A 19,076-nucleotide genomic window follows, 5' to 3' on the forward strand; every position below is an offset into this window, starting at 1 on the left:
AGGCGACCGCCGGTTCCGCTTCTCCGCCGTACGGGCCAGCGGGCCCGGCCTCAGCGCGCGATCTCGGTGACCCGCGACTCGCGGACCACGGTCACCCGGATCTGCCCCGGATAGGTCAGCTCCTCCTCGATCTGCTTCGCCACGTCCCGGGCCAGCACCGCCGCGCCGATCTCGTCGACGTCGTCCGGCTTCACCATCACCCGGATCTCCCGGCCGGCCTGCATCGCGAAGACCTTCTCCACCCCCGACTTGCCGCCGGCGATCTCCTCGATCCGCTCCAGCCGCTTGACGTACGCCTCCAGGCTCTCCCGCCGGGCACCCGGCCGGCCGCCCGAGCAGGCGTCCGAGGCCTGGGTCAGCACCGCCTCGACGGTCTGCGGCTGCACCTCGTTGTGGTGCGCCTCGATGGCGTGCACGACCTCCTCGGCCTCGCCGTACTTGCGGGCCAGGTCGGCGCCGATCAGGGCGTGGCTCCCCTCCACCTCGTGGGTGAGCGCCTTGCCGATGTCGTGCAGGAACGCCGACCGCTTGATGATCGGCACGTCCAGGCGGAGTTCGGCGGCCATGATCCCGGCGATGTGCGCCGTCTCCACCAGGTGCTTGAGCACGTTCTGCCCGTACGACGTCCGGTAGCGCAACCGGCCGAGCAGGGTCACCAGCTCCGGATGCATCTCGGTGATCCCGACCTCGACCAGGGCATCCTCGGCCGCCCGTTGGCAGAGCCGTTCCACCTCGTGTTTCGCGGTCTCGAAGACCTCCTCGATCCGGTGCGGGTGGATCCGGCCGTCGAGCACCAGTTTCTCCAGGGTCAGCCGGCCGATCTCCCGGCGTACCGGGTCGAAGCAGGAGAGCAGCACCGCCTCCGGGGTGTCGTCGATGATCAGGTTGACCCCGGTCACCGACTCGAAGGCCCGGATGTTGCGGCCCTCCCGGCCGATGATCCGGCCCTTCATCTCGTCACCGGGCAGGTGCAGCACGCTGACCACGCTCTCCGCGGTCTGCTCGCTCGCCACCCGTTGGATCGCGTCCACCACGATGTGCCGGGCCCGCTGTTCGGCGGTGCTCCGGGCGTCCGCCTCGATGTCGCGGACCAGGATCGCCGCCTCCCGCTTGGCCTGGCCCTCGATCGCCTCGACCAGTTCGAGCCGGGCGGCGTCGGCGGTCAGGCCGGCGATCCGTTCGAGCTCCCGTCTGCGCTGCTCCTCGGCCTCGACCAGCGCCGCCTCCCGGGACGCCAGGGCCGCCTCCCGGGCGGTCAGGTCCGCCGCGGCCGCGGTCAGCCGACGCTCCCGTTCGGCGAGCCGTTCGACCTCCTCGGCGTGCAGACGCTCCCGCTCGTCCATCCGCTGGGCCCGCCGCTCGACCTCGGCGGCCTGCTCCCGGGTGGTGGAGGCGAGCAGCGAGATCTCCCGCTCACCGCTGCGCCGGGCGGCGGCCCGGACCTGCTCGGCGTCCGCCTCGGCCTGCCGGTGGGCCCGGTCCAGCACGGTGTCCGCCTCGGCCCGGGCGGCGTCGAGCACCCGCTGGGCCTCCGCCCGGGCGGCGCTCGCCTCGGCCTTCGCGGCGGCGGCCTCGGCCCGGGCCGAGGCGGCGGCCGACTTGGCCACGTCGACACTCGAGGACGCCTCGTCTGCGGCGTTGCGCAACGCCGCCAGGGACTGCTCCTGCCGGTCCTTCTCGGCGACGTACGCGGGGTCGTCGGGCAGCGGGGCCGTGGCGACCGCGCCGAGCCGCCGCAGTGCCCGGGCGCCGAGCGCGACGGCGCCCAGGACCAGTCCGGTCAGCAGGATGATCGCGGCCAGCAGGGCCCACTCCAGGCCGCTCATGGTGTCGCCTCACCGCGCTCGAGACTCCACCGGGCCGGCACGCCGACCGCCGCCGCCGACCGCTCGACCGCCGGCTGTTCACCCGCCGGCCGGGGCGCCGCCGCGGCGGGATGCCCTTCCGGCCCGTGACGCGTCGGCCTGCCGTGCCTGGTTCTGCTCCGATCCGTGGCCCGCTCCGTCATGGCCGCCTCCCCTTTGCCGTCCGGCGCCGGAGGGGCTGCACCTGTGGGTGAGGCGCGCGCCCTACGGCTGTCACGACGCCCGACCGAGGCGGCTGGCCGAGGGTACGGCCACTCGGCAGTGCCCATGGGGACACTGCCGACGACCGGAGTGTGGTACCACGGTTACCGGACCGGCCCGCCGGTAGCGTGTATCTGGCCGGCAGAACCGGCCGAAGTGATGCCGTACTGTTACGCGATCTATGTTGTGCGCTTAGCCTGCGATGGTCGGGAAAACTCGTCTAAGGCGAGGCTAGGTCGCGATGGGGCATTCGGTCAAGAAACTCATGATCCGACGGGTCCCCTGACACAGGGCAGCTGTGCGCTCACCCCACGCCAAGGAGGTCACGGGCATAATGGGGCGAGTCAGGAATCCGAACTTCTCCGGTGGGCATGATTCTGAGCGTGGACCCCGCCCCCACGGAAGCGCTCCCAGAGTACCCGCCACGGCGATAGCGGGACCGGCCCGGACCGGCCGGCCGATTCAGCTTCCGGTCGGCTCAGCTTCCGGTCGGCTCGGCTGCCACCGGGTCCGGCTCGACGAGTAGCCGGGCGTAGTTGGCCACCGAGCGCTGGTACTGCCTCAGATGGGGCGCCAGCGCGGTGAGCGCGAGCGAGGCCGCCTCCCGGGCACGTCCGGCGTCCACCAGGGCCAGCGCCAGAAAGGCGCGTACCGCGTCGTCCAACTGGTCCGAACCGGCCGCCAACTCCGCGGTGAGCAGGCTGATACTCTGCTCCGGCCGGCCGAGGTTACGCACCGAACTGGCCAACTGGATCACCGCCGCCCGCCGGCGTTCACCGGCCAGCCCGGCGGCCAGCGCCTCCTCGTACAGCGGCACGGCCAGATCCGGACGGTCCGTCGCGTCGAAGGCCGACGCCCGCTCGTACGTCCCGACCGGACTCCCCTCCGGCAGTTCGGCCACCAGTTGGTCGATCAACGCCCGGAACTCCGTCTCGGTCCGCTGATCGAAGGACTCCCAGGTCTCGGCCAGTCGGCGTGCCCAGTCCGCGTCATCCATCGGGCGACCCTAACCGATGTGCGGCCGCCGATGATCACGAGCTGCCCGCCCCGGACCGCCGGCCGTCGGTGCCGACCGGCGGCAAACGGTGGCGACAGCGGGTCGCGCTACCGGTCGAGTTCCGCCTCGGCCTCGGCGAGCGCGTCCGCGTCGATCTGGTCGGCGAACTCGGCCGCCTCGGCGTCCCGCTCGGCCAGCGCCTCCTTGACCGCCCGGATCGCCACCCCCGGCGGATAGCCCTTCCGGGCCAGCATGCCGACGAGCCGCCGGAAGACCGCGTCGGGGGTGCCGGTCACACTTCTCAGCTTGCGGTCGACCAACGCCCGGGCGGTTTCGGCCTCGGTCGTCTCGTCCAGCTCGCCGAGTGCTTCGGTCGCCGTCTCGGCGTCCACCCCCCGCTGACGCAGCTCGTTGGCGAGCGCCCGGCGGGCCAGCCCTCGGCCCTGGTGTCGGCTGCTGACCCAGGCCCGGGCGAACGCGGCGTCGTCGATGATGCCGACCTCGTCGTACCGGTCCAGGACCTGGTCGCTGACCTCCGGGGAGATGCCCTTGCGGGCCAGCGCGGTGGCCAGCTCCGCCCGGGTCCGTGGCCGTACGGCGAGTTGCCGCAGGCAGATCTCCCGGGCCTGTTCGGCCTCGTCGACCGGGCGGGCCGGCTCGACCCGCTCGACCGAGCCGCCGTCCTCGTCCCGGGGCTGGCCGTCGGCCGGCTCACCGCGCCGGGACTGTCCCCAGGCTCCGGCGCGTCCCCGGCGGGGCCGTCCCGCCTCACCACCGCCCGTACGGGCCGGAGCCGCGTCCCAGCCCCGGCCCGTACGGGCACCACGTCGTCCCGCCATGGTGTTGTCGACTCAGCCGACGACTCAGAAGTCCACCGGCGGCAGCTCCGGCCCGCCGGCCGCGTCAGCGCCGGCCACTCCGACACCGAGCTTCTCCAGGATCTTCTTCTCGATCTCGGCCGCCACGTCCGGGTTCTCCCGCAGGAACTCGCGGGCCTTCTCCTTGCCCTGGCCGAGCTGGTCGCCGTCGTAGGTGTACCAGGCACCAGACTTGCGGATGATCGACTGCTCCACGCCGACGTCGATCAGCGAGCCCTCCCGGGAGATGCCCTTGCCGTACATGATGTCGAACTCGGCCTGCTTGAACGGGGCCGCGACCTTGTTCTTCACGACCTTGACCCGGGTCCGGTTACCGACCACGTCGGTGCCGTCCTTGAGACTCTCGATACGTCGCACGTCGAGCCGGACCGAGGCGTAGAACTTCAGCGCCCGACCACCCGTGGTCGTCTCGGGACTCCCGAACATCACACCGATCTTCTCCCGGAGCTGGTTGATGAAGATCGCCGTGGTGCCGGTGTTGTTGAGCACACCGGTGATCTTCCGCAGCGCCTGGCTCATCAACCGGGCCTGGAGGCCGACGTGGCTGTCGCCCATCTCGCCCTCGATCTCGGCCCGCGGCACCAGCGCGGCGACCGAGTCGATCACGATGATGTCCAGCGCGCCGGACCGGACGAGCATGTCGGCGATCTCCAGCGCCTGCTCACCGGTGTCGGGCTGGGCGACCAGCATCGCGTCGGTGTCGACGCCGAGGGCCTTCGCGTACTCCGGGTCGAGCGCGTGCTCGGCGTCGATGAACGCGGCGATGCCGCCGGCCCGCTGGGCGTTGGCGACCGCGTGCAGCGCCACCGTCGTCTTACCGCTGCTCTCCGGCCCGTAGATCTCGACGACCCGGCCGCGCGGGAGCCCGCCCACGCCGAGCGCCACGTCGAGCGCGATCGAACCGGTCGGAATCACGGCCGTCTGGATGACCGGCTTCTCCCCCAGCCGCATCACCGAGCCCTTGCCGAACTGCTTGTCGATCTGAGCGAGAGCTAGGTCGAGTGCCTTCTCCCGGTCAGGTCCTGCCGCCATGGTCGCCACCCCTGCCTTCGCCGGCGTCTTCGCTGCACTTTTCGTCACGCGCACACGCTAGGCGCTCGGTCCGACAGAAAACAGCCGGCTGGCCGCGGCCTGTGGACGGGCGCCCCGCTGTGGACAATAGCCGAACAGGTGTACGACTCCACGCACGACACGCAAAAATACCCTAAGCACTTACGTGATCACTCACTGAAGCGGAGTTCAGCGTAGTCGGGCCGGCACCCGGTCGGGGTACGCCGCGCAGACCGCCCGCCAGACCACCACCGTCTCCTCGCCGGCGTCGAGCGCCTCCCGGATCGTCCGGCCCCCCAACTGGGGCAGCACCTGGTCGGCGGCGAGACTGCCGGCGTACGCCGGACCGAACGTCTGCTCCAGACGCGCCCAGAAGTCTGTCAGCCGCACCCCGACACTCTCCTTCCCCACCGGGATCTCCACACCGGTCACGCCGCCGACATCGACGGCGGGGCCGGAACCGTCCGCAACGCTAGCGCCAGCAGCGGCACCACGGCGACCGCGGCCAACAGGTTCAACACCGGGTAACCCGCCGTCTGGATGACAAACCCGCTCAACGCCCCGGCGAGCGCGCCGGCCAGCCCCATGGTCAGGTCCGACAGTCCCTGGACGGCGGGCCGAACCTCGGCCGGCACCGACTCCGAAAGCAGGGTCGAGCCGGCCACCATGGTGCCCGACCAGCCGAGGCCGAGCAGCGCGAGCCCGATCGACACCCGTACCGTGTCGTGCCCGGCCGTGCCGGCGACCGCGCAGGCGGCGAGCAGCGTACCGGTCCCTCCGATGATCACGGCCCGCCGGCCGACCCGGTCGGTGAGCCAGCCGACCACCGGGGCGAACGCGAACATGCCGGCGATGTGCAGGCTGAGCACGACGCCGACGATCCGCAGCACGTCGGCGTCGGAGTGCCACTCGCCGAGATGCACCGGGGTCATCGTCATCACCCCGACCATCACCAGGTGGCCCACCGCGACCGCGGCGACACCGAGCCGGGCCACCGGGCGGGCACGCAGCAGTCGTACCGCCGCACGCAGCCCGTCGCCGCGACCGGCCGGCGGCGTCCCGGCCGGACCGACACCGGCGGCGCCGGGCGCCGACCCCGGCCCGGCGGCGGCGAGGCGTCGCGCGGTCAGCAGCGGGTCCGGCCGCAACAGCACCAGGAGTACGCCGGCGGCGAGCACGAAGGCGAGCACGCTGACCACGAACGGGCCGGCCAGCGGGGGCAGGCCGGTCCAGCCGAGCGCGTCGTCGGCCGGTGCCGCCAGGTTGGGCGCGGTCACCGCACCGATCGTGGTGACCCAGATGACCAGTGACAGTTGTCGCCCCCGTCGGGTCGGCTCGGCCAGGTCGACGGCGGTGTACCGGGCCTGGAGGTTGGCGGTCGTGCCGCCGCCGAAGAGCAGTGCGCCGGCGAAGAGCAGCGGCACCCAGCCGGTCGCGGCCGCGACCACGATCAGGGTTCCGCCGACCGCTCCGACCAGGTACGCGGTCACCAGTCCGGGCCGCCGGCCGCCGCTGCGCATGATCCGGGTCACCGGTACGGCGAGCAGGGCGCCCCCGACCACCGCGGCGCTCTGCACGAGGCCGGAGACGGCGGTGCCGCCGAGCCGGGCGGCGAGCAGTACACCGACGGACATTCCGATGGTCATGCCGACCCCGCCGATCACCTGGGTGACGCAGAGCAGCGACAACGTCCGGCGCTGGATCCGGGCCACCGTGCCGGGCTCCGACCCGACGTCCCCGCCACCGGCTCCACCGGCGTCCGGTCCGACCGTCGTGGTCCGCGACTCTGTTGTCATCTCCGCTCCCCGTTCCCCGCTGTCCGGTGGGGAAGGACCCTTCCTCGACAAAAAGCGTCAAGAAGGGGCCCTTCCGTACCGGCGTACGGTACGACGGAGGAATGGACACGGTCACCGTCCGCCTCACCGACGGTCCCGCCGACGGCAGGCTGCTGGAGTTGCCGGCCGAGCCGGGCGGGCTGCCGCCGGCGCGCTGGGTGCTGGCCGACGCGCGGCCGTCCGGGCCGGGCGCCGAGCACCTGTACGCACGGGGGCCACGACCGGACGACGACGGCCGATGGACGATGCGCTGGGTCCGGACCGACCTGGTCGGGATGACGGAGTGAGCCGCCGGTGGGCGGGGAGCTCCGGTGCCCGGCCGGACGGGGTCAGCTGAGCACGCCGGCGGCCACCTTCAGGTCGGCGACGAGTCCGGCGTACGCGGTGTCCCGGTCGTCGGCGCGGAGCACCGCGGACGGGTGGATGGTGGCGACCAGCCGGGTCTGTGCCACCGACGCCTGCTGACCGGTCGGTCCGACCGGCACCTGGGCGAAGTCCTGCGGCCGTTGCGCGGACTCCGGCCAGGGCAGCACCACACCCCGGGAGCGGGTGACCCGGAACGAGGGCCCGAGCAACGCCTTCGCGGCGGTCGCGCCGAGCACCACGACAACCTCCGGACGCAGTCGGGCGAACTCGGCGACCAGCCAGGGCCGGCAGGCCACGATGTGCGTCCCGTCGGGTGTCTTGTGGATGCGTCGCGTGCCGCGCGACTCGAAGCGGAAGTGCTTCACCGCGTTCGTGATGTACAGCTGGGTCGGGTCGATCCCGGCCTCGTCGACGGCCCGGCGCAACAGGTGTCCGGCCGGTCCGACAAAAGGCAGTCCCTGCCGGTCCTCCACGTCGCCGGGCTGTTCGCCGACGAAGACCACCCGGGCGCGTTCGTCTCCCCGCCCGAAGACGGTCTGGGTGGCGTCGCGGTGCAGTTCGCAGCCGCGGCAGCCGCCGGAGGCGGTGCGCAGGTCCGCCAGGGTCCTCGCGTTCGACGGGATGAATTCCTGGGCCCCGGGGGCGGTCTCGGTTTCCGACATGCCGCAGGTTCTACCCCATACCTCCGACGTCACGCACTCAGGGTCGTCGGTGTGGCGGGGGCGGCGGCCCGGGCCACCGCGTCGGCCAGCGGAACGATGTCGGCGGCCGTCAGCGGGCTGACCGTGATCCGGATGCCGGGGGCGCTGCCGAGCCGGAAGAGGGCGCCGGGGGCGACGACGTACCCGGCGTCGCGCAGTCCGGCGACGGTCCGGGTCTCGTCGGGGACCGGCACCCAGACGTTGATCCCGGTACGCCCGTACGCGGTCAGCCCGCGTTCGGTGAGCGCGGTACGCAGCGCGGTGACCCGCCCGGCGTACCCGTCGCGGGCCCGGTCGATCCGGTCGGCCACCCGTGGGTCCCGCCAGAGCGTGAGGGTGAGCCGCTGCAGCACGGTGGAGACCCAGCCGGCGCCGACCCGCAGCCGCCCGGCGACCCGGGCGACGGTCGCCTCGTCCCCGGCGAGGATGGCGAGCCGCAGGTCCGGCCCGTACGGCTTGCTCGCCGACCGGACGAACGCCCAGTTGGCGGTCGCCGCGGCGAGCGGGTGCAGCGGTTCGACGGAGAGTTCGGCGGCGTGGTCGTCCTCGATGAGTAGGACGTCGGGGTGTCCGGCCAGCACCTCGCGCAGCCGCGCCGCCCGGTCGGCGGTGACCGCGGCCCCGGTCGGGTTGTGGGCCCGGCTGGTGACGATGACCGCCCGGGCACCGGCGGCGAGGGCCGCCCGCAGGCCGGTCGGGGTCGGCCCGTCGTCGTCGACCGGCATCGGCACGATCCGCAGCCCGAGCGCGGCGACCAGGTCCATCAGGTTGGCCCAGCCGGGGTCCTCGACCGCGACCGCGTCACCGGGGCTCAGGTTGGAGACGAGCAGCCGTTCGATGCCGTCGGAGGCGCCGCCGGTGACGGTGACGGCGTCGGCCGGTACGCCGTCGGCGGTCAGCCGGTCCCGGGCCGCGTCGACCAGTTCGGGCAGCACGCCGCCGCGTTCGTAGCCGGTCGGTTCGCCGGTCTCGGCGGCGAGCTTCGCCAGGTGCGGGCCGAGCGGCGGCAGCAGTCGCTGGTCGGGGCCGCCGACGGAGAGGTCGAGGGCGCCGGGCGGGGCGGGCAGCCGCAGGTCGGCCCGGCGTCCGCCGACCGGCGGTTCGGGGCGGACACGGGTGCCGTTGCGGCCTGCGGTCTCCACCACACCGCGTTGGCGGAGCACCTGGTACGCCTTGGCGACGGTGCCCGGGCTGACGCCGAGTTCCGTGGCGAGGGCCCGGACGGCGGGGAGCAGGGTGCCGGCGGGCAGGGCGTTGGTGCGTACCCCGCTCTCCACGCTGGCGGAAATCTCGGCTGCCGTCGTACCGGCGATCTGATAATGTGCTGCCACAGTTCTGAGATTGTACTAGAACAAATTACCTGGAGCAAGGAGGTCGCGCGGATGGACAGCTCGACGGCGACGTACGAACAGACCGGTCGGACCACCGCGAGCCGGGACCGGGGCCGGATCAGCTACCAGCGGACCGCCGCCCACGACCTGCTCGACGAGGCCCACCACTGCCACCTCGGGTTCACCGTGGACGGTGAACCCCGGCTGCTGCCCACCCTGCACGTCCGGGTCGGCGAAACGCTCTACCTGCACGGCTCCACCGGAAGCCGCCCGCTGCTCGCCGCCCGGGGCGCGGCCGGCCTGCCGGTCTGCGTCGCGGTCACCTCGCTCGACGGCCTGGTCTACGGCCGCTCACAGTTCCACCACAGCGCCAACTACCGGTCCGTCATCGCGCACGGCACCGCCCACCTGGTCACCGACGAGGCGGAGAAGCGGGCCGCGATGACCGCCCTGGTGGAGAAGGTCGGCCGGGGCCGGGCCGCCGACAGCCGGCCGCCGACCCGCAGGGAACTCGCCGAGACCGCGGTGCTCGCCCTGCCGCTGCGCGAGGTCTCGGTCCGGACCCGCACCGGCGGCGTCGTCGACGAACCGGCGGACCACGCCCTGCCGCACTGGGCCGGGGTACTGCCGCTGCGTCTGGTCGCCGGACGGCCCGAGCCGGACGCCGGAGTCACCGCGCCGCTGCCCGAGTACCTACGGAGCACCCCCTCGCCCTGGCACGTCCCGGTGTCGATGGCCGGCGACCACGTCCGGCTCGAACCCCTCGCCGAGTCCCACGCGGACGGGCTCTGGGCGGCCACCCGGGACCTGGAGGTCTGGTCGTTCCTGAGCGTGCCGGCGCCGACCGGCCCGGCGGACCTCGCCGGCATCGTCCGGGACGCCCTGGACGCGGCCTGGCGGGGTGAGCGGGTGCCGTGGGTGATCCGGGACGCCGACACCGGCGAGGTCGCCGGCACCACCTCGTACTACGAGATCAACCCCGTCCACCGGGCGGTCGCGATCGGACACACCTTCCTCGGCCGCCGCTGGTGGCGTACCGGGGCGAACACCGAGGCGAAACTACTGCTGCTGGGCCGGGCCTTCGACGAGTTGGGGGCGGAACGGGTGGTCTGGCACACCGACATCCGCAACGTCCGGTCCCAGCGGGCCATCGAACGGCTCGGCGCGACCCGGGAGGCGGTGCTGCGCCGGCACCGGCTGCGCCCCGACGGCACCTGGCGGGACACCGTGCAGTACGCGATGTTCGCCGACGAGTGGCCGGAAGCACAGGCTGAGCTGCGGAAAAAACTTCGTCCAGGGACACCCGTGGGGTGATGATGTCCGGCGTGCTGGGAATCACCGACATCTGGACGTACGTGCTGGGCACCGTCGCCATCATCCTGCTGCCCGGACCGAACTCGCTCTTTGTGCTCAGCACCGCCGCCCGGACCGGGGTACGCGCCGGCTACCGGGCCGCCGCCGGGGTCTTCCTCGGCGACGCGGTCCTGATGCTGCTCTCCGCCGCCGGGGTGGCGTCGCTGCTGACCGCGTACCCACCGGTCTTCCTCGTGATCAAGTACGTCGGCGCGGCGTACCTCGGTTATCTCGGGCTGACCATGCTGCGCGGCGCGTGGCGGCGCTGGCGTGCCCGCAACGCCCCGGCGCCGTCACGGCAGGCCGACACCGCACGTCAGACCGACACCGCGCGCCCGGCCGGGGTGGTCGACCGCCCGTTCCGACGCGCGGTGGTGATCAGCCTGCTCAACCCGAAGGCGATCCTCTTCTTCATCTCGTTCTTCATCCAGTTCGTCAACCCGGACTACCGCTACCCGGCGCTGTCGTTCCTGCTACTCGGACTGATCGCCCAGGTGGTCAGCGCGCTGTACCTGACCACGCTGATCTTCACCGGCACCTTCCTGGCCGCCCAGTTCCGCGCCCGGCGGCGACTCGCCGCCGGGGTCACCACCGGGATCGGCGCCCTCTTCCTCGGCTTCGGTTTCAAGCTGGCCACCGCCAGCATCGGCTGAGCCCCGCCCGGACCCGGCCGAACGCACTCAGGTTCCGCTGCCGCCGCCACACACTCAGGTTCCGCTGCCGCCGCCACACACTCAGGTTCCGCTGCCGCCGCCACCGCCGATGCCGCCCTCACCACCCGAGGTCTCCCGCAGGCCCCGGCCCGAGTCGGTGCCGCCCGGTCCCGACGAGCCCGCCGGGCCCTGCGGTTCCGGGGCGGACGGTGAACTGTCCGGAGTGTCGGTGCCGGACGGGCCGGGATGAGCCTCCGGCCGGTCTGGCGGACGGACCGGGGCCGCCGGCCGGGGCGCGGCCCGCACCGGGTAACCGGCGGCGCCCGCACCGGTAGCGGCGTGCCGCGCCACCGCGTACCGGATCCAGCCGTCCACCACGGTGAGCCAGTCGAGGTCGGCCGCACCGGCGTGCTCGACCCGGAACCGGCTGATGCTGGCGTGGCCGACACCGGCGAGCGCCACCCGGCGGTCGAGCGTGAAGATCACCTCGACCTGGTACGGGTCGGCGAAGAAGGTCACCTCCAGCTCGCTGAACGCACCGCCGTACAACGGCGCGGCCCAGAAGCCGATCCGTTGGTGGAACGGCAGCCGCTGGTCGACCCCGGGCAGCCGGCCGGCGAGCAGCCCGACCTGACGGAGCTGGAAGCCGAGGTCGGCCAGGGTGCTGAGCACCCCCTCCTGGGCCGGCAGCGGGTGTACGTACACCGGGCGCAGGTCGCCACGGTCGAGCAACCGGCTGACCGCCGCCTCGGCCCGCAACCCCACCCGCAGGTTCAGGTAGAGATGTCCGTTGATCACCGTCACCGGGGTCTCCCACGGGATCGGCACCCGGACGTCCAGCGTGCGGCGCTCGTCGGCGGCGAGCACAAACGTGCCGCTGAGGTACACCCGGTGGAACTCCGTCAGCACGTACTCGGTGGAACCGTCGGCCGGCTCGACCCGGGCGACCAGGCCCAGGGCGAGCTGCTCGACGGTGGCCGCGGAGCGGCCGGCGATGAGGGTGACCCGGCCCGGCAGGGTCAGCCCCGGCCGGGTGCTCGGATTCGTCAACGCGGTCCGCACGGTCAATCCCGCGCCGGGCAGGAACCTCCCGAAACCCACCGGCCGGTCCTTCCCGCCCCGCCGGACCGGAAACCCGCACCTGGTGCGGGTTTCCGGTCCGACCCGGCTCCGGGCCGGGGCGGATCAGCGCAGCCGGCGGCCCCGGGGCACCGGGTCGGTCTCGTCGTCGAACTCCCCGATGACCTCCTCGAGCAGGTCCTCCAGGGCCACGAAGCCGACCGGCCGGCCGGTCTCGACGTTGTCGCTGACCAGCGCGAGTTGCGCCTGGTCGGCACGCATCGCGGCGACCGCCTCGGTCACCGTCGCGGTCGCCGGCAGGATGAACGGCACGCTCATCAGCTCCCGGGCCGTCGCCTCCCGGCCGGCGGTGGTGACCCGGACCGCCTCGCGGACGTGCACCACCCCGGCCACCTCGCCGGGACGGTCGAGTACGGCCAACCGGGACCGCCCGCTGGTCCGGCACACCTGCTCGATCCGGTCGGCGGTGTCGTCGCCGCGGACCGACACGATCTGGTCCACCGGTTCCATCACCTGCGCCACCGTGGTGGCCTGGAGTTGGAGCATGCTGGTCAGCATCTCGTGCTGGTCGGCGGCGAGCAGCCCGTGCTCCCGCGACTGCTGCAGCAGCATCCGCAGTTCCTCGGGCCCGTGCGCGTGCGCCAACTGGTCCTCGGGGCGTACCCGGGCGAGCCGAAGGGTGAGGTTTGCCAGGCCGTTGAGTCCGGCCAGCACCGGCCGGGCCACCCGGGCGAAGCCCCGGAACGGCAGGGCGAGCAGCAGCGCCGACCGCTCGGGGTCGGTGATCGCCCACGACTTCGGCGCCATCTCCCCGACCACCAGGTGCAGGAAAGTGACGATGGCGAGCGCGAGCAGCAGCGCGATCACGTGACTGGCCGCGGTCGGCAGTCCCACCGCGTGCAGCAACGGGCTGAACAGGTGCTCGATCGCCGGCTCGGCGAGCGCGCCGAGCCCCAGGGTGCAGACGGTGATGCCGAGCTGGGCGCCGGCCAGCATCAGGGTCAGCTCGCGGACCCCGTCCAGCGCCGCCCGGGCGGCCCGGCCGCCGGAGGCGGCGGCCTGTTCCAGCCGGTAGCGCTTGCTCGCCAGCAGGGCGAACTCGGCCGCCACGAAGAACCCGTTGAGTGCCAACAGCACCAGGGAGATCAGAAGTGCCCACGTCGCGCTCATGCCGTCACTCCGCTGCGCTCCGTGCCGTCATGAGCCGCAACCCTGAGCCCACTGATTCGCTCGCTCCGCTCGCTCATGCCAGCACTCGCAGTCGTACGGAGTCGGCCACGTGCCGGTCGACGGCGAGCACCTCGACGTGTGCCCGGGGCAGGGCGTGCTCGGCGTCGCCGTCGCCCTCCGGAGAGAGCCGGATCTCCAGCCGGTCGCCCACCTCGGGCACCCGGCCGAGTTCCCGCATCACCAGCCCGGAGAGGGTGTCGTACTCGGGCGCCTCCGGCAGGGTGATGCCGGTGCTGTCGGCGACCTCGTCGATGCGCCACCGGGCCGGCACCACCCAGGAACCGTCGGCCTGCCGGATCGGCGCCCGTTCCGGCGGGTCGTCCTCGTCCCGGATCGGCCCGACCAGTTCCTCGGCGATGTCCTCCAGGGTGATCACCCCGGCGAACCCCCCGTACTCGTCGACCACGCAGGCGAGCTGACGGTGCCCGGCCCGCAGCCGGTCCAACACCGTCGGCAGCGGCAGTGTCGCCGGCACCAGCAGCGGCGGTACGGCGACCGCCTCGACCGGGGTGTTGGCCCGCTCCGCCGGCGGTACCCCGAGTACGTCCGCGATGCCGACCACGCCGACGACGTCGTCCACCCCCTCGGCACCCCGGACCGGGAAGCGGGAGTGGCCGGTGTCGAGCATCTCGACCAGCTTGCTCAGCGGCTCGTCGGCGCGGACGGTGTACACGTCGACCCGGGGCACCATCGCCTCGGCGGCGGTGAGCTGCCGGAAGTCGAGCCCCCGGTCGAGCAGGGTGGACATCTCGGCGTCGAGCTGCCCCTCCTCGCGCGACTCGGCGATGATCTGCTCCAGGTCCTCGGGGGTCGCCCCGCTGGGCAGCTCCTCGACCGGTTCGATGCCGAGCCGGCGCAGCAGCCGGGTGGCGGCGGCGTCGAAGAGCCGGATCACCGGACCGGCCACCGTGAGGTAGATCAGGGTGGACCGGGCGAGCGCCCGGGCCAGCGGTACGGCCCGGACGATGGCGAGGTTCTTCGGGGCCAGCTCGCCGAAGACCATCTGCACGACGGTGGCGATCACCAGGGCCAGCGCGACCGACAGTGGTGTGCTGACCGCGGCGGAGACCCCCGCCACCCCGAGCAGGTCGGCGAGCCCGTCACCGAGGTACGGCTCGGCGACGTAACCGACGAGCAGAGCGGTGACGGTGATGCCGAGCTGGGCGCCGGAGAGCATGAAGGAGAGCCGTCCGGTGACGGTCAGCGCCCGTTGGGCGGCGACGTCCCCGTCTTCGGCGAGTTGGCGGAGTTTGCCCCGGTCGACGGCGACATAGCCGAATTCCTGGGCGACGAAGTAACCCGTCGCCGCGGTGAGCACGATAATCAGAAGCAGACCGAGTGCGATCAACACGGGTGGCTCAGCGCTCCCCGCTGCCGCGACTGGTGCGATGGGTGCCGGGTCCGACCCGGCTGGCTACAGCTGCCCTCCTGGGCAGTTGAGTCGATCACCCGACCATCGTACCGAACCCTTCCGGCCATCGGTCGGATTACCGACACCGGTCCGCTCGGTAAGGTATGAAATTAAATCTGCTCCTGACATAACGGCGTAGGTGCGAACTGGCGGACGCACGGCTTCGGCTACTGGACGGTGTGCCGGACGGCCGCCAGGGTCAACTACCGCCGGCCCGCCACGGCCACCACCGGCCCGCGCCCGGCCGACACGCCGGTCATCGGCAGCAGCCCGCAGACCATAGCCACCGCGCCGAGCGGCAGCAGGTCCAGGTTCAGGCCGAAGAGGGCGAAGCCGACAACCGTCAGCACCGGACTCCACCAGCGGAGCCGACGCGGCGCGACGGTGGCGACGAGCACGGTCAGCAGGATCACCGAGGCCGGGAAGAAGACCTGGCCGATCAGGTCGAGCGCGCTGACCAGGCCACTGGGCAGGAAGCCGGGAGAGCGCTCGTACCGCAGGAAGAGCTCGTGCATCCCGGCCCGGTCGACCGCCCGCAGCCCGACGATGATGTCGACCACCACGACTCGGACGAACGCGACCAGCCCCACGGCCCCGGCGACCACCGCCACGGTGCCGGCGGCCCGGTACCGTGGCAGGGCGTTTCGCAGCCCGACCAGCACCACGCCGAACAGCCCGAGCGAGATCAGGTACAGCAGGTGGCCGATGGTCCAGGCCGGTCCGGGGCCACGACTGCCGTCGATCCCGTCGATCATCCGGGCCAGACCGTAGCCCAGCAGCAGCACGGGCGCGGCGAGATAGCAGTACTTCACGAGAACTCCTCAGATCCGGTGTGTGAATCCGATTCTCGGGTTCCACGGGACGTCCCGGATCGCCGTGCCGGGTGAACTCCCACCCCGGTCTCCCCCGCACGGGGGAGCCCCGGACCGGGGCCGTGACCAGGGTCGGGTCAGCGCGACCCGACCAACCCCGTCTCGTACGCGACGATGACCGCCTGCACCCGGTCCCGCAGGTGCAGTTTGCTCAACACGTTGCTGACATGGGTCTTCACCGTGTGTTCGCTGACCGTCAGCGCCGCCGCGATCTCCGCGTTGGACAGCCCCCGGCCGAGCAGCCGCAACGTCTCCCGCTCCCGCCCGGTGAGCCCGGCCAGCCGCTCGGCCGACGGGCCCTCCTGCCGGGGGCGGTGCCGGATCAGGTCGGCGATCAACCGGCCGGTCACCGTCGGGGCGAGCAGGGCCGCCCCGGCCGCCACCACCCGTACCGCGTGTACCAGGTCGTCCCGGCGCACGCTCTTGAGCAGGAAGCCGCTCGCGCCGGCGTAGAGCGCGTCGTAGACGTAGTCGTCCCGGTCGAAGGTGGTCAGCATCACCACCCGGGTACGGGTCTCGGCGCAGACGATCCGGGCCGCCTCGATCCCGTCCATGGTCGGCATCCGGACGTCGAGCAGCGCCACCTCGGGCCGGTGCCAGCGGATCCGCTCGACCGCCTCGGCACCGTCGGCCGCCTCGGCCACCACGCTGATGTCCGGTTGCGCGTCAAGGATCGCCGCGAACCCGCTGCGGACAAGTTCCTGGTCGTCGGCGAGGACCACCCGGATCGTCCCGCCCTCCGGCGTGCTCCCCACCGGCACCTCCTCCGTCACCCCGTCGCCTCCCCGCCGGCCACTGCCGGCCATCGGCCACTGCCTGCCGTCCGGCCGCTGCGTCATCGACCGCCGCCGGCCAGCGGCAACCGGGCACGGACCCGGAAACCGGACTGCCCCGGTCCCATCTCGGCGGTGCCGCCACAGGCCGCCGCACGTTGCCGGATCCCGGCCAGCCCGTGCCCGCCCCAACGACCGGGGCCACCGTTCGGCCCGAGTCCACCGTCAACCGCTGCTGCCCGGCCTGCGCCGTCGTCGGTGACGGTGAGGACAAGCTCGTCGTCGGTCCAGTCGAGGCGTACCTCGGCCGAGCTGGCCGCCGCGTGTTTCAGCGTGTTGGTCAACGCCTCCTGGACGATGCGGTAACCGGCGGTCTCGGCACCGACCGGCAGCGGCCGTGCCGTGCCGTGCACGGTCAACCCGACCGGCAGGCCGGTGCCGCGTACCTGGTCCACCAGCGCCGCAATCCCGGCCACCGTCGGCGGCGGCACCCGGACGCCGACGTCCGACGCGGACCTGAGCGCGCCCAGGGTCCGGGACAGCTCCTCCATCGCCGACCGGCCGGCCTCGGCGATCACGTCGAAGGCCCGTTCGGCCCGCCGCGGCTCGGTACGCAGCAGCACCGGTCCCGCCTCGGCCTGCACCACCATCACACTCACCGCGTGCGCGAGCACGTCGTGCATGTCCCCGGCGATCCGGTTCCGCTCCTCGGCCGCGGCCCGGGCGGCGTCCGCCTCCCGTCCGCGTTCCAGCTCCGCCGCCCGCTGCGCCACCGCCACGATCCGGGCCCGGTTCGTCCGGGCCAGCGTGCCGAGCAGGTACGCGGTCAGCGGCAGCAGCATGGTGAACATGAACTCGGCGAGCGTGTTGCGTTTCAGCAGGAAGGACGCGGGCGGAAAGGTGAGCAGGATGACCCAGAGGAAGAGCCGCCGCTGCCACGGTCGACCGCGGTCGGCAATGGTGTAGATCACGACCAGACCGCTGTACTGCAGCATCTGCCCGGGCCGGTGGTGCAGTGAGACCAGCGCGGCGAAGACGTACACCAGCACCGCCACCGTGAACGGGGCCCGCCGTCGCCAGATCAGCGGCAGCACCGTACCCACGTTCAGGACGACGCCGAGCAGGGTCACGTGCCCCGGCGGCGAGGTCAGGAACGGCACCGACAGTGGTACGGCGACCGCGGCGGCCAACGCGCCGTCGACGACGTACGGGTTGGTGTTCCGGAGGCGGTCGACCACCCCGGCCAGCAGCGACGACGGTACGGACATGGACCCAAGTATGGGTGCGGGGGCGGAGTCAGCCTCCCCGCCCCGTACCCGCGTCCCGGTCGGCGAGTTCGTCCGTGATCAGCGACGCGGACTCCAGCCGTCCGCTCCGGTACGCCGCCCGGCCGATCATCTGCGCGGCGAGTGGCGCGGTGGCCAACTGGAACACCCCGATCAGCACCAGGGTGGCCAGGACGGCGCCGCTACGCAGACTCGCCGCCAACGCGCCCAGATTCAGCAGGGCCCCGAGAACCTGCGGTTTTGTCACGGCGTGCATCCGCGAGAGCACGTCCGGAAAGCGGACCAGACCGATCCCGGCGGCCAGGCTGAGCAGCCCGCCGGCGATCAGGCAGCCTGCGGTCACGACGTCCCAGACCGCCGCGCCGGTCACGCCTCCTCCCCGGCGGCGAAGCGGACCAGGGCGACCGTGCCGACGAAGCCCAACATGGCGAGGGCGAGCAGGATCGGCAGCGTGCTGGTGTGACGGTTCAGGGCCGCCTCCGCACCGAGCACCGCGACCAGGATCGACACCAACGCTTCCAGGGCCACCACCCGGTCCAGTGGTCCGGGCCCGCGGACCACCCGGGTCAGGGCCAGCAGCACGGCGGTCGAGAGCAGGACGGAGATGACGACGGCGACGGCGTTCACGGGGTACCTCCCGGTTCGGTGTGGTGGGTGGACGACAGTTGACGCAGCTCCGCGGCGGAGCCGAGCGCACGGACGAGCCGGGTTTCCAGGGCCAGGATCCGGGCCCGGTCCGCCGCCAGGTCGCCGTCGACGTCGAAGACGTGCGCGTACAGGGTGCCGCTCTCCCGGTCCACGTCGACGATGAGCGTGCCGGGGACCAGGGACACCAGTTCGGCGGTGAGCGTCAGGTTGAGGTCGGTGCGGACCCGCAGTCGCACCGCGATGATCGCGTTGCGGGGCCAGGGGCCGGGGCGCAGCGCGGCCCAGGCGACCTGGACGCTCGCGACCACCAGTTCGACGACGAACCGGGCGACGAGGTGGGCCAGGGCCAGCGGCCTGACCCGGCCGTCGAAGGTGACCCGGGGTAGCGGGAACACGGCCAGTACGACGACGGCGACCAGCACCCCGCCGACCAGGTTGCCCCAGGTGAACTCGCCCCACAGCAGACCCCAGGCGACCACCAGCCAGCCGGCGGTGAGGACCTGGTCCCGGGCACGGCGCCAGTTCAGTCGCCCGTCCCCGGCCCGC

At 72.8% G+C, this 19,076-nt stretch carries 20 protein-coding genes; 3 read left to right on the forward strand and 17 right to left on the reverse strand.

The window, feature by feature from the left end; genetic code table 11:
• Nucleotides 1-50 precede the first annotated feature (50 nt).
• From rny to ABGB05_RS05750, 6 genes are all read right to left on the reverse strand, one after another.
• Nucleotides 51-1,826 carry a ribonuclease Y gene (gene rny / locus ABGB05_RS05725; RefSeq protein ID WP_347652093.1) on the reverse strand — a complete coding sequence of 592 codons (1,776 nt, stop codon included), beginning with the start codon at nucleotides 1,824-1,826 and terminating at the stop codon, nucleotides 51-53.
• 718 nt (nucleotides 1,827-2,544) lie between these two features.
• Complete coding sequence (locus ABGB05_RS05730; RefSeq protein WP_347652094.1) at nucleotides 2,545-3,063, reverse strand: tetratricopeptide repeat protein; 519 nt, start codon at nucleotides 3,061-3,063, stop codon at nucleotides 2,545-2,547.
• Nucleotides 3,064-3,170: 107 nt separating this feature from the next.
• Nucleotides 3,171-3,902, reverse strand: a complete 732-nt coding sequence (locus tag ABGB05_RS05735) for a regulatory protein RecX (protein ID WP_347652095.1) — start codon at nucleotides 3,900-3,902, stop codon at nucleotides 3,171-3,173.
• Between the two features lie 24 nt (nucleotides 3,903-3,926).
• Complete coding sequence (recA, locus tag ABGB05_RS05740; RefSeq protein WP_347652240.1) at nucleotides 3,927-4,973, reverse strand: recombinase RecA; 1,047 nt, start codon at nucleotides 4,971-4,973, stop codon at nucleotides 3,927-3,929.
• A 207-nt stretch (nucleotides 4,974-5,180) separates the two neighbouring features.
• The gene (locus ABGB05_RS05745; protein WP_347652096.1) at nucleotides 5,181-5,381 is read right to left on the reverse strand and encodes a DUF3046 domain-containing protein; all 201 of its coding nucleotides are present in this window, start codon (nucleotides 5,379-5,381) and stop codon (nucleotides 5,181-5,183) included.
• A 38-nt stretch (nucleotides 5,382-5,419) separates the two neighbouring features.
• A complete protein-coding gene (locus tag ABGB05_RS05750; RefSeq protein ID WP_347652097.1) occupies nucleotides 5,420-6,787 on the reverse strand; it encodes an MFS transporter in 1,368 nt (455 codons plus the stop codon).
• A 101-nt stretch (nucleotides 6,788-6,888) separates the two neighbouring features.
• Between ABGB05_RS05750 and ABGB05_RS05755 the strand changes: the two genes are divergently transcribed.
• A complete protein-coding gene (locus ABGB05_RS05755; protein ID WP_347652098.1) occupies nucleotides 6,889-7,113 on the forward strand; it encodes a hypothetical protein in 225 nt (74 codons plus the stop codon).
• Nucleotides 7,114-7,155: 42 nt separating this feature from the next.
• Here ABGB05_RS05755 and ABGB05_RS05760 read toward each other — a convergent pair whose 3' ends face one another.
• A complete protein-coding gene (locus tag ABGB05_RS05760) occupies nucleotides 7,156-7,854 on the reverse strand; it encodes a UdgX family uracil-DNA binding protein (protein ID WP_347652100.1) in 699 nt (232 codons plus the stop codon).
• Nucleotides 7,855-7,883: 29 nt separating this feature from the next.
• Nucleotides 7,884-9,224, reverse strand: a complete 1,341-nt coding sequence (locus ABGB05_RS05765; RefSeq protein ID WP_347652101.1) for an aminotransferase class I/II-fold pyridoxal phosphate-dependent enzyme — start codon at nucleotides 9,222-9,224, stop codon at nucleotides 7,884-7,886.
• Nucleotides 9,225-9,275: 51 nt separating this feature from the next.
• On the opposite strand from ABGB05_RS05765, the gene ABGB05_RS05770 reads away from it, so the two are divergent.
• Together ABGB05_RS05770 and leuE are read left to right on the forward strand one after the other, a co-directional pair.
• Nucleotides 9,276-10,538 carry a bifunctional pyridoxamine 5'-phosphate oxidase family protein/GNAT family N-acetyltransferase gene (locus ABGB05_RS05770; protein WP_347652102.1) on the forward strand — a complete coding sequence of 421 codons (1,263 nt, stop codon included), beginning with the start codon at nucleotides 9,276-9,278 and terminating at the stop codon, nucleotides 10,536-10,538.
• Nucleotides 10,538-11,230, forward strand: coding sequence for a leucine efflux protein LeuE (gene leuE / locus ABGB05_RS05775; RefSeq protein ID WP_347652241.1), 693 nt, complete (start codon nucleotides 10,538-10,540; stop codon nucleotides 11,228-11,230). The genes ABGB05_RS05770 and leuE overlap by 1 nt, the downstream gene beginning before the upstream one ends.
• An 81-nt stretch (nucleotides 11,231-11,311) precedes the next feature.
• Here leuE and ABGB05_RS05780 read toward each other — a convergent pair whose 3' ends face one another.
• The 9 genes from ABGB05_RS05780 to ABGB05_RS05820 form a co-directional block, all read right to left on the reverse strand.
• The gene (locus ABGB05_RS05780) at nucleotides 11,312-12,331 is read right to left on the reverse strand and encodes a sporulation protein (RefSeq protein WP_347652103.1); all 1,020 of its coding nucleotides are present in this window, start codon (nucleotides 12,329-12,331) and stop codon (nucleotides 11,312-11,314) included.
• Nucleotides 12,332-12,415: 84 nt separating this feature from the next.
• On the reverse strand, nucleotides 12,416-13,480 hold the full coding sequence (locus ABGB05_RS05785) for a hemolysin family protein (RefSeq protein ID WP_347652104.1): 1,065 nt from the start codon (nucleotides 13,478-13,480) through the stop codon (nucleotides 12,416-12,418).
• Between the two features lie 73 nt (nucleotides 13,481-13,553).
• Nucleotides 13,554-14,891, reverse strand: a complete 1,338-nt coding sequence (locus ABGB05_RS05790) for a hemolysin family protein (RefSeq protein WP_347652106.1) — start codon at nucleotides 14,889-14,891, stop codon at nucleotides 13,554-13,556.
• A gap of 263 nt (nucleotides 14,892-15,154) precedes the next feature.
• A complete protein-coding gene (locus ABGB05_RS05795) occupies nucleotides 15,155-15,763 on the reverse strand; it encodes a hypothetical protein (RefSeq protein WP_347652107.1) in 609 nt (202 codons plus the stop codon).
• Between the two features lie 137 nt (nucleotides 15,764-15,900).
• Nucleotides 15,901-16,578 carry a response regulator transcription factor gene (locus tag ABGB05_RS05800; protein WP_347652109.1) on the reverse strand — a complete coding sequence of 226 codons (678 nt, stop codon included), beginning with the start codon at nucleotides 16,576-16,578 and terminating at the stop codon, nucleotides 15,901-15,903.
• An 80-nt stretch (nucleotides 16,579-16,658) separates the two neighbouring features.
• Nucleotides 16,659-17,864, reverse strand: coding sequence for a histidine kinase (locus ABGB05_RS05805; RefSeq protein ID WP_347652110.1), 1,206 nt, complete (start codon nucleotides 17,862-17,864; stop codon nucleotides 16,659-16,661).
• A 28-nt stretch (nucleotides 17,865-17,892) separates the two neighbouring features.
• Complete coding sequence (gene mnhG, locus ABGB05_RS05810) at nucleotides 17,893-18,252, reverse strand: monovalent cation/H(+) antiporter subunit G (protein WP_347652112.1); 360 nt, start codon at nucleotides 18,250-18,252, stop codon at nucleotides 17,893-17,895.
• Complete coding sequence (locus tag ABGB05_RS05815) at nucleotides 18,249-18,509, reverse strand: monovalent cation/H+ antiporter complex subunit F (protein WP_347652113.1); 261 nt, start codon at nucleotides 18,507-18,509, stop codon at nucleotides 18,249-18,251. Before ABGB05_RS05815 ends, mnhG begins: the two co-directional genes overlap by 4 nt.
• The gene (locus ABGB05_RS05820) at nucleotides 18,506-19,057 is read right to left on the reverse strand and encodes a Na+/H+ antiporter subunit E (protein WP_347652242.1); all 552 of its coding nucleotides are present in this window, start codon (nucleotides 19,055-19,057) and stop codon (nucleotides 18,506-18,508) included. Before ABGB05_RS05820 ends, ABGB05_RS05815 begins: the two co-directional genes overlap by 4 nt.
• Nucleotides 19,058-19,076: the final 19 nt, after the last annotated feature.

The sequence above is a fragment of the Plantactinospora sp. B5E13 genome (assembly GCF_039871775.1).
Classification (GTDB): Bacteria; Actinomycetota; Actinomycetes; order Mycobacteriales; family Micromonosporaceae; genus Plantactinospora.

Coding starts and splice junctions, on each gene's coding strand:
- rny (WP_347652093.1), bottom strand. CDS start 1,826: ATGAGCGGCCTGGAGTGGGCCCTGCTGGCCGCGATCATCCTGCTGACC.
- ABGB05_RS05730 (WP_347652094.1), bottom strand. CDS start 3,063: ATGGATGACGCGGACTGGGCACGCCGACTGGCCGAGACCTGGGAGTCC.
- ABGB05_RS05735 (WP_347652095.1), bottom strand. CDS start 3,902: ATGGCGGGACGACGTGGTGCCCGTACGGGCCGGGGCTGGGACGCGGCT.
- recA (WP_347652240.1), bottom strand. CDS start 4,973: ATGGCGGCAGGACCTGACCGGGAGAAGGCACTCGACCTAGCTCTCGCT.
- ABGB05_RS05750 (WP_347652097.1), bottom strand. CDS start 6,787: ATGACAACAGAGTCGCGGACCACGACGGTCGGACCGGACGCCGGTGGA.
- ABGB05_RS05755 (WP_347652098.1), top strand. CDS start 6,889: ATGGACACGGTCACCGTCCGCCTCACCGACGGTCCCGCCGACGGCAGG.
- ABGB05_RS05760 (WP_347652100.1), bottom strand. CDS start 7,854: ATGTCGGAAACCGAGACCGCCCCCGGGGCCCAGGAATTCATCCCGTCG.
- ABGB05_RS05770 (WP_347652102.1), top strand. CDS start 9,276: ATGGACAGCTCGACGGCGACGTACGAACAGACCGGTCGGACCACCGCG.
- leuE (WP_347652241.1), top strand. CDS start 10,538: ATGATGTCCGGCGTGCTGGGAATCACCGACATCTGGACGTACGTGCTG.
- ABGB05_RS05785 (WP_347652104.1), bottom strand. CDS start 13,480: ATGAGCGCGACGTGGGCACTTCTGATCTCCCTGGTGCTGTTGGCACTC.
- ABGB05_RS05805 (WP_347652110.1), bottom strand. CDS start 17,864: ATGTCCGTACCGTCGTCGCTGCTGGCCGGGGTGGTCGACCGCCTCCGG.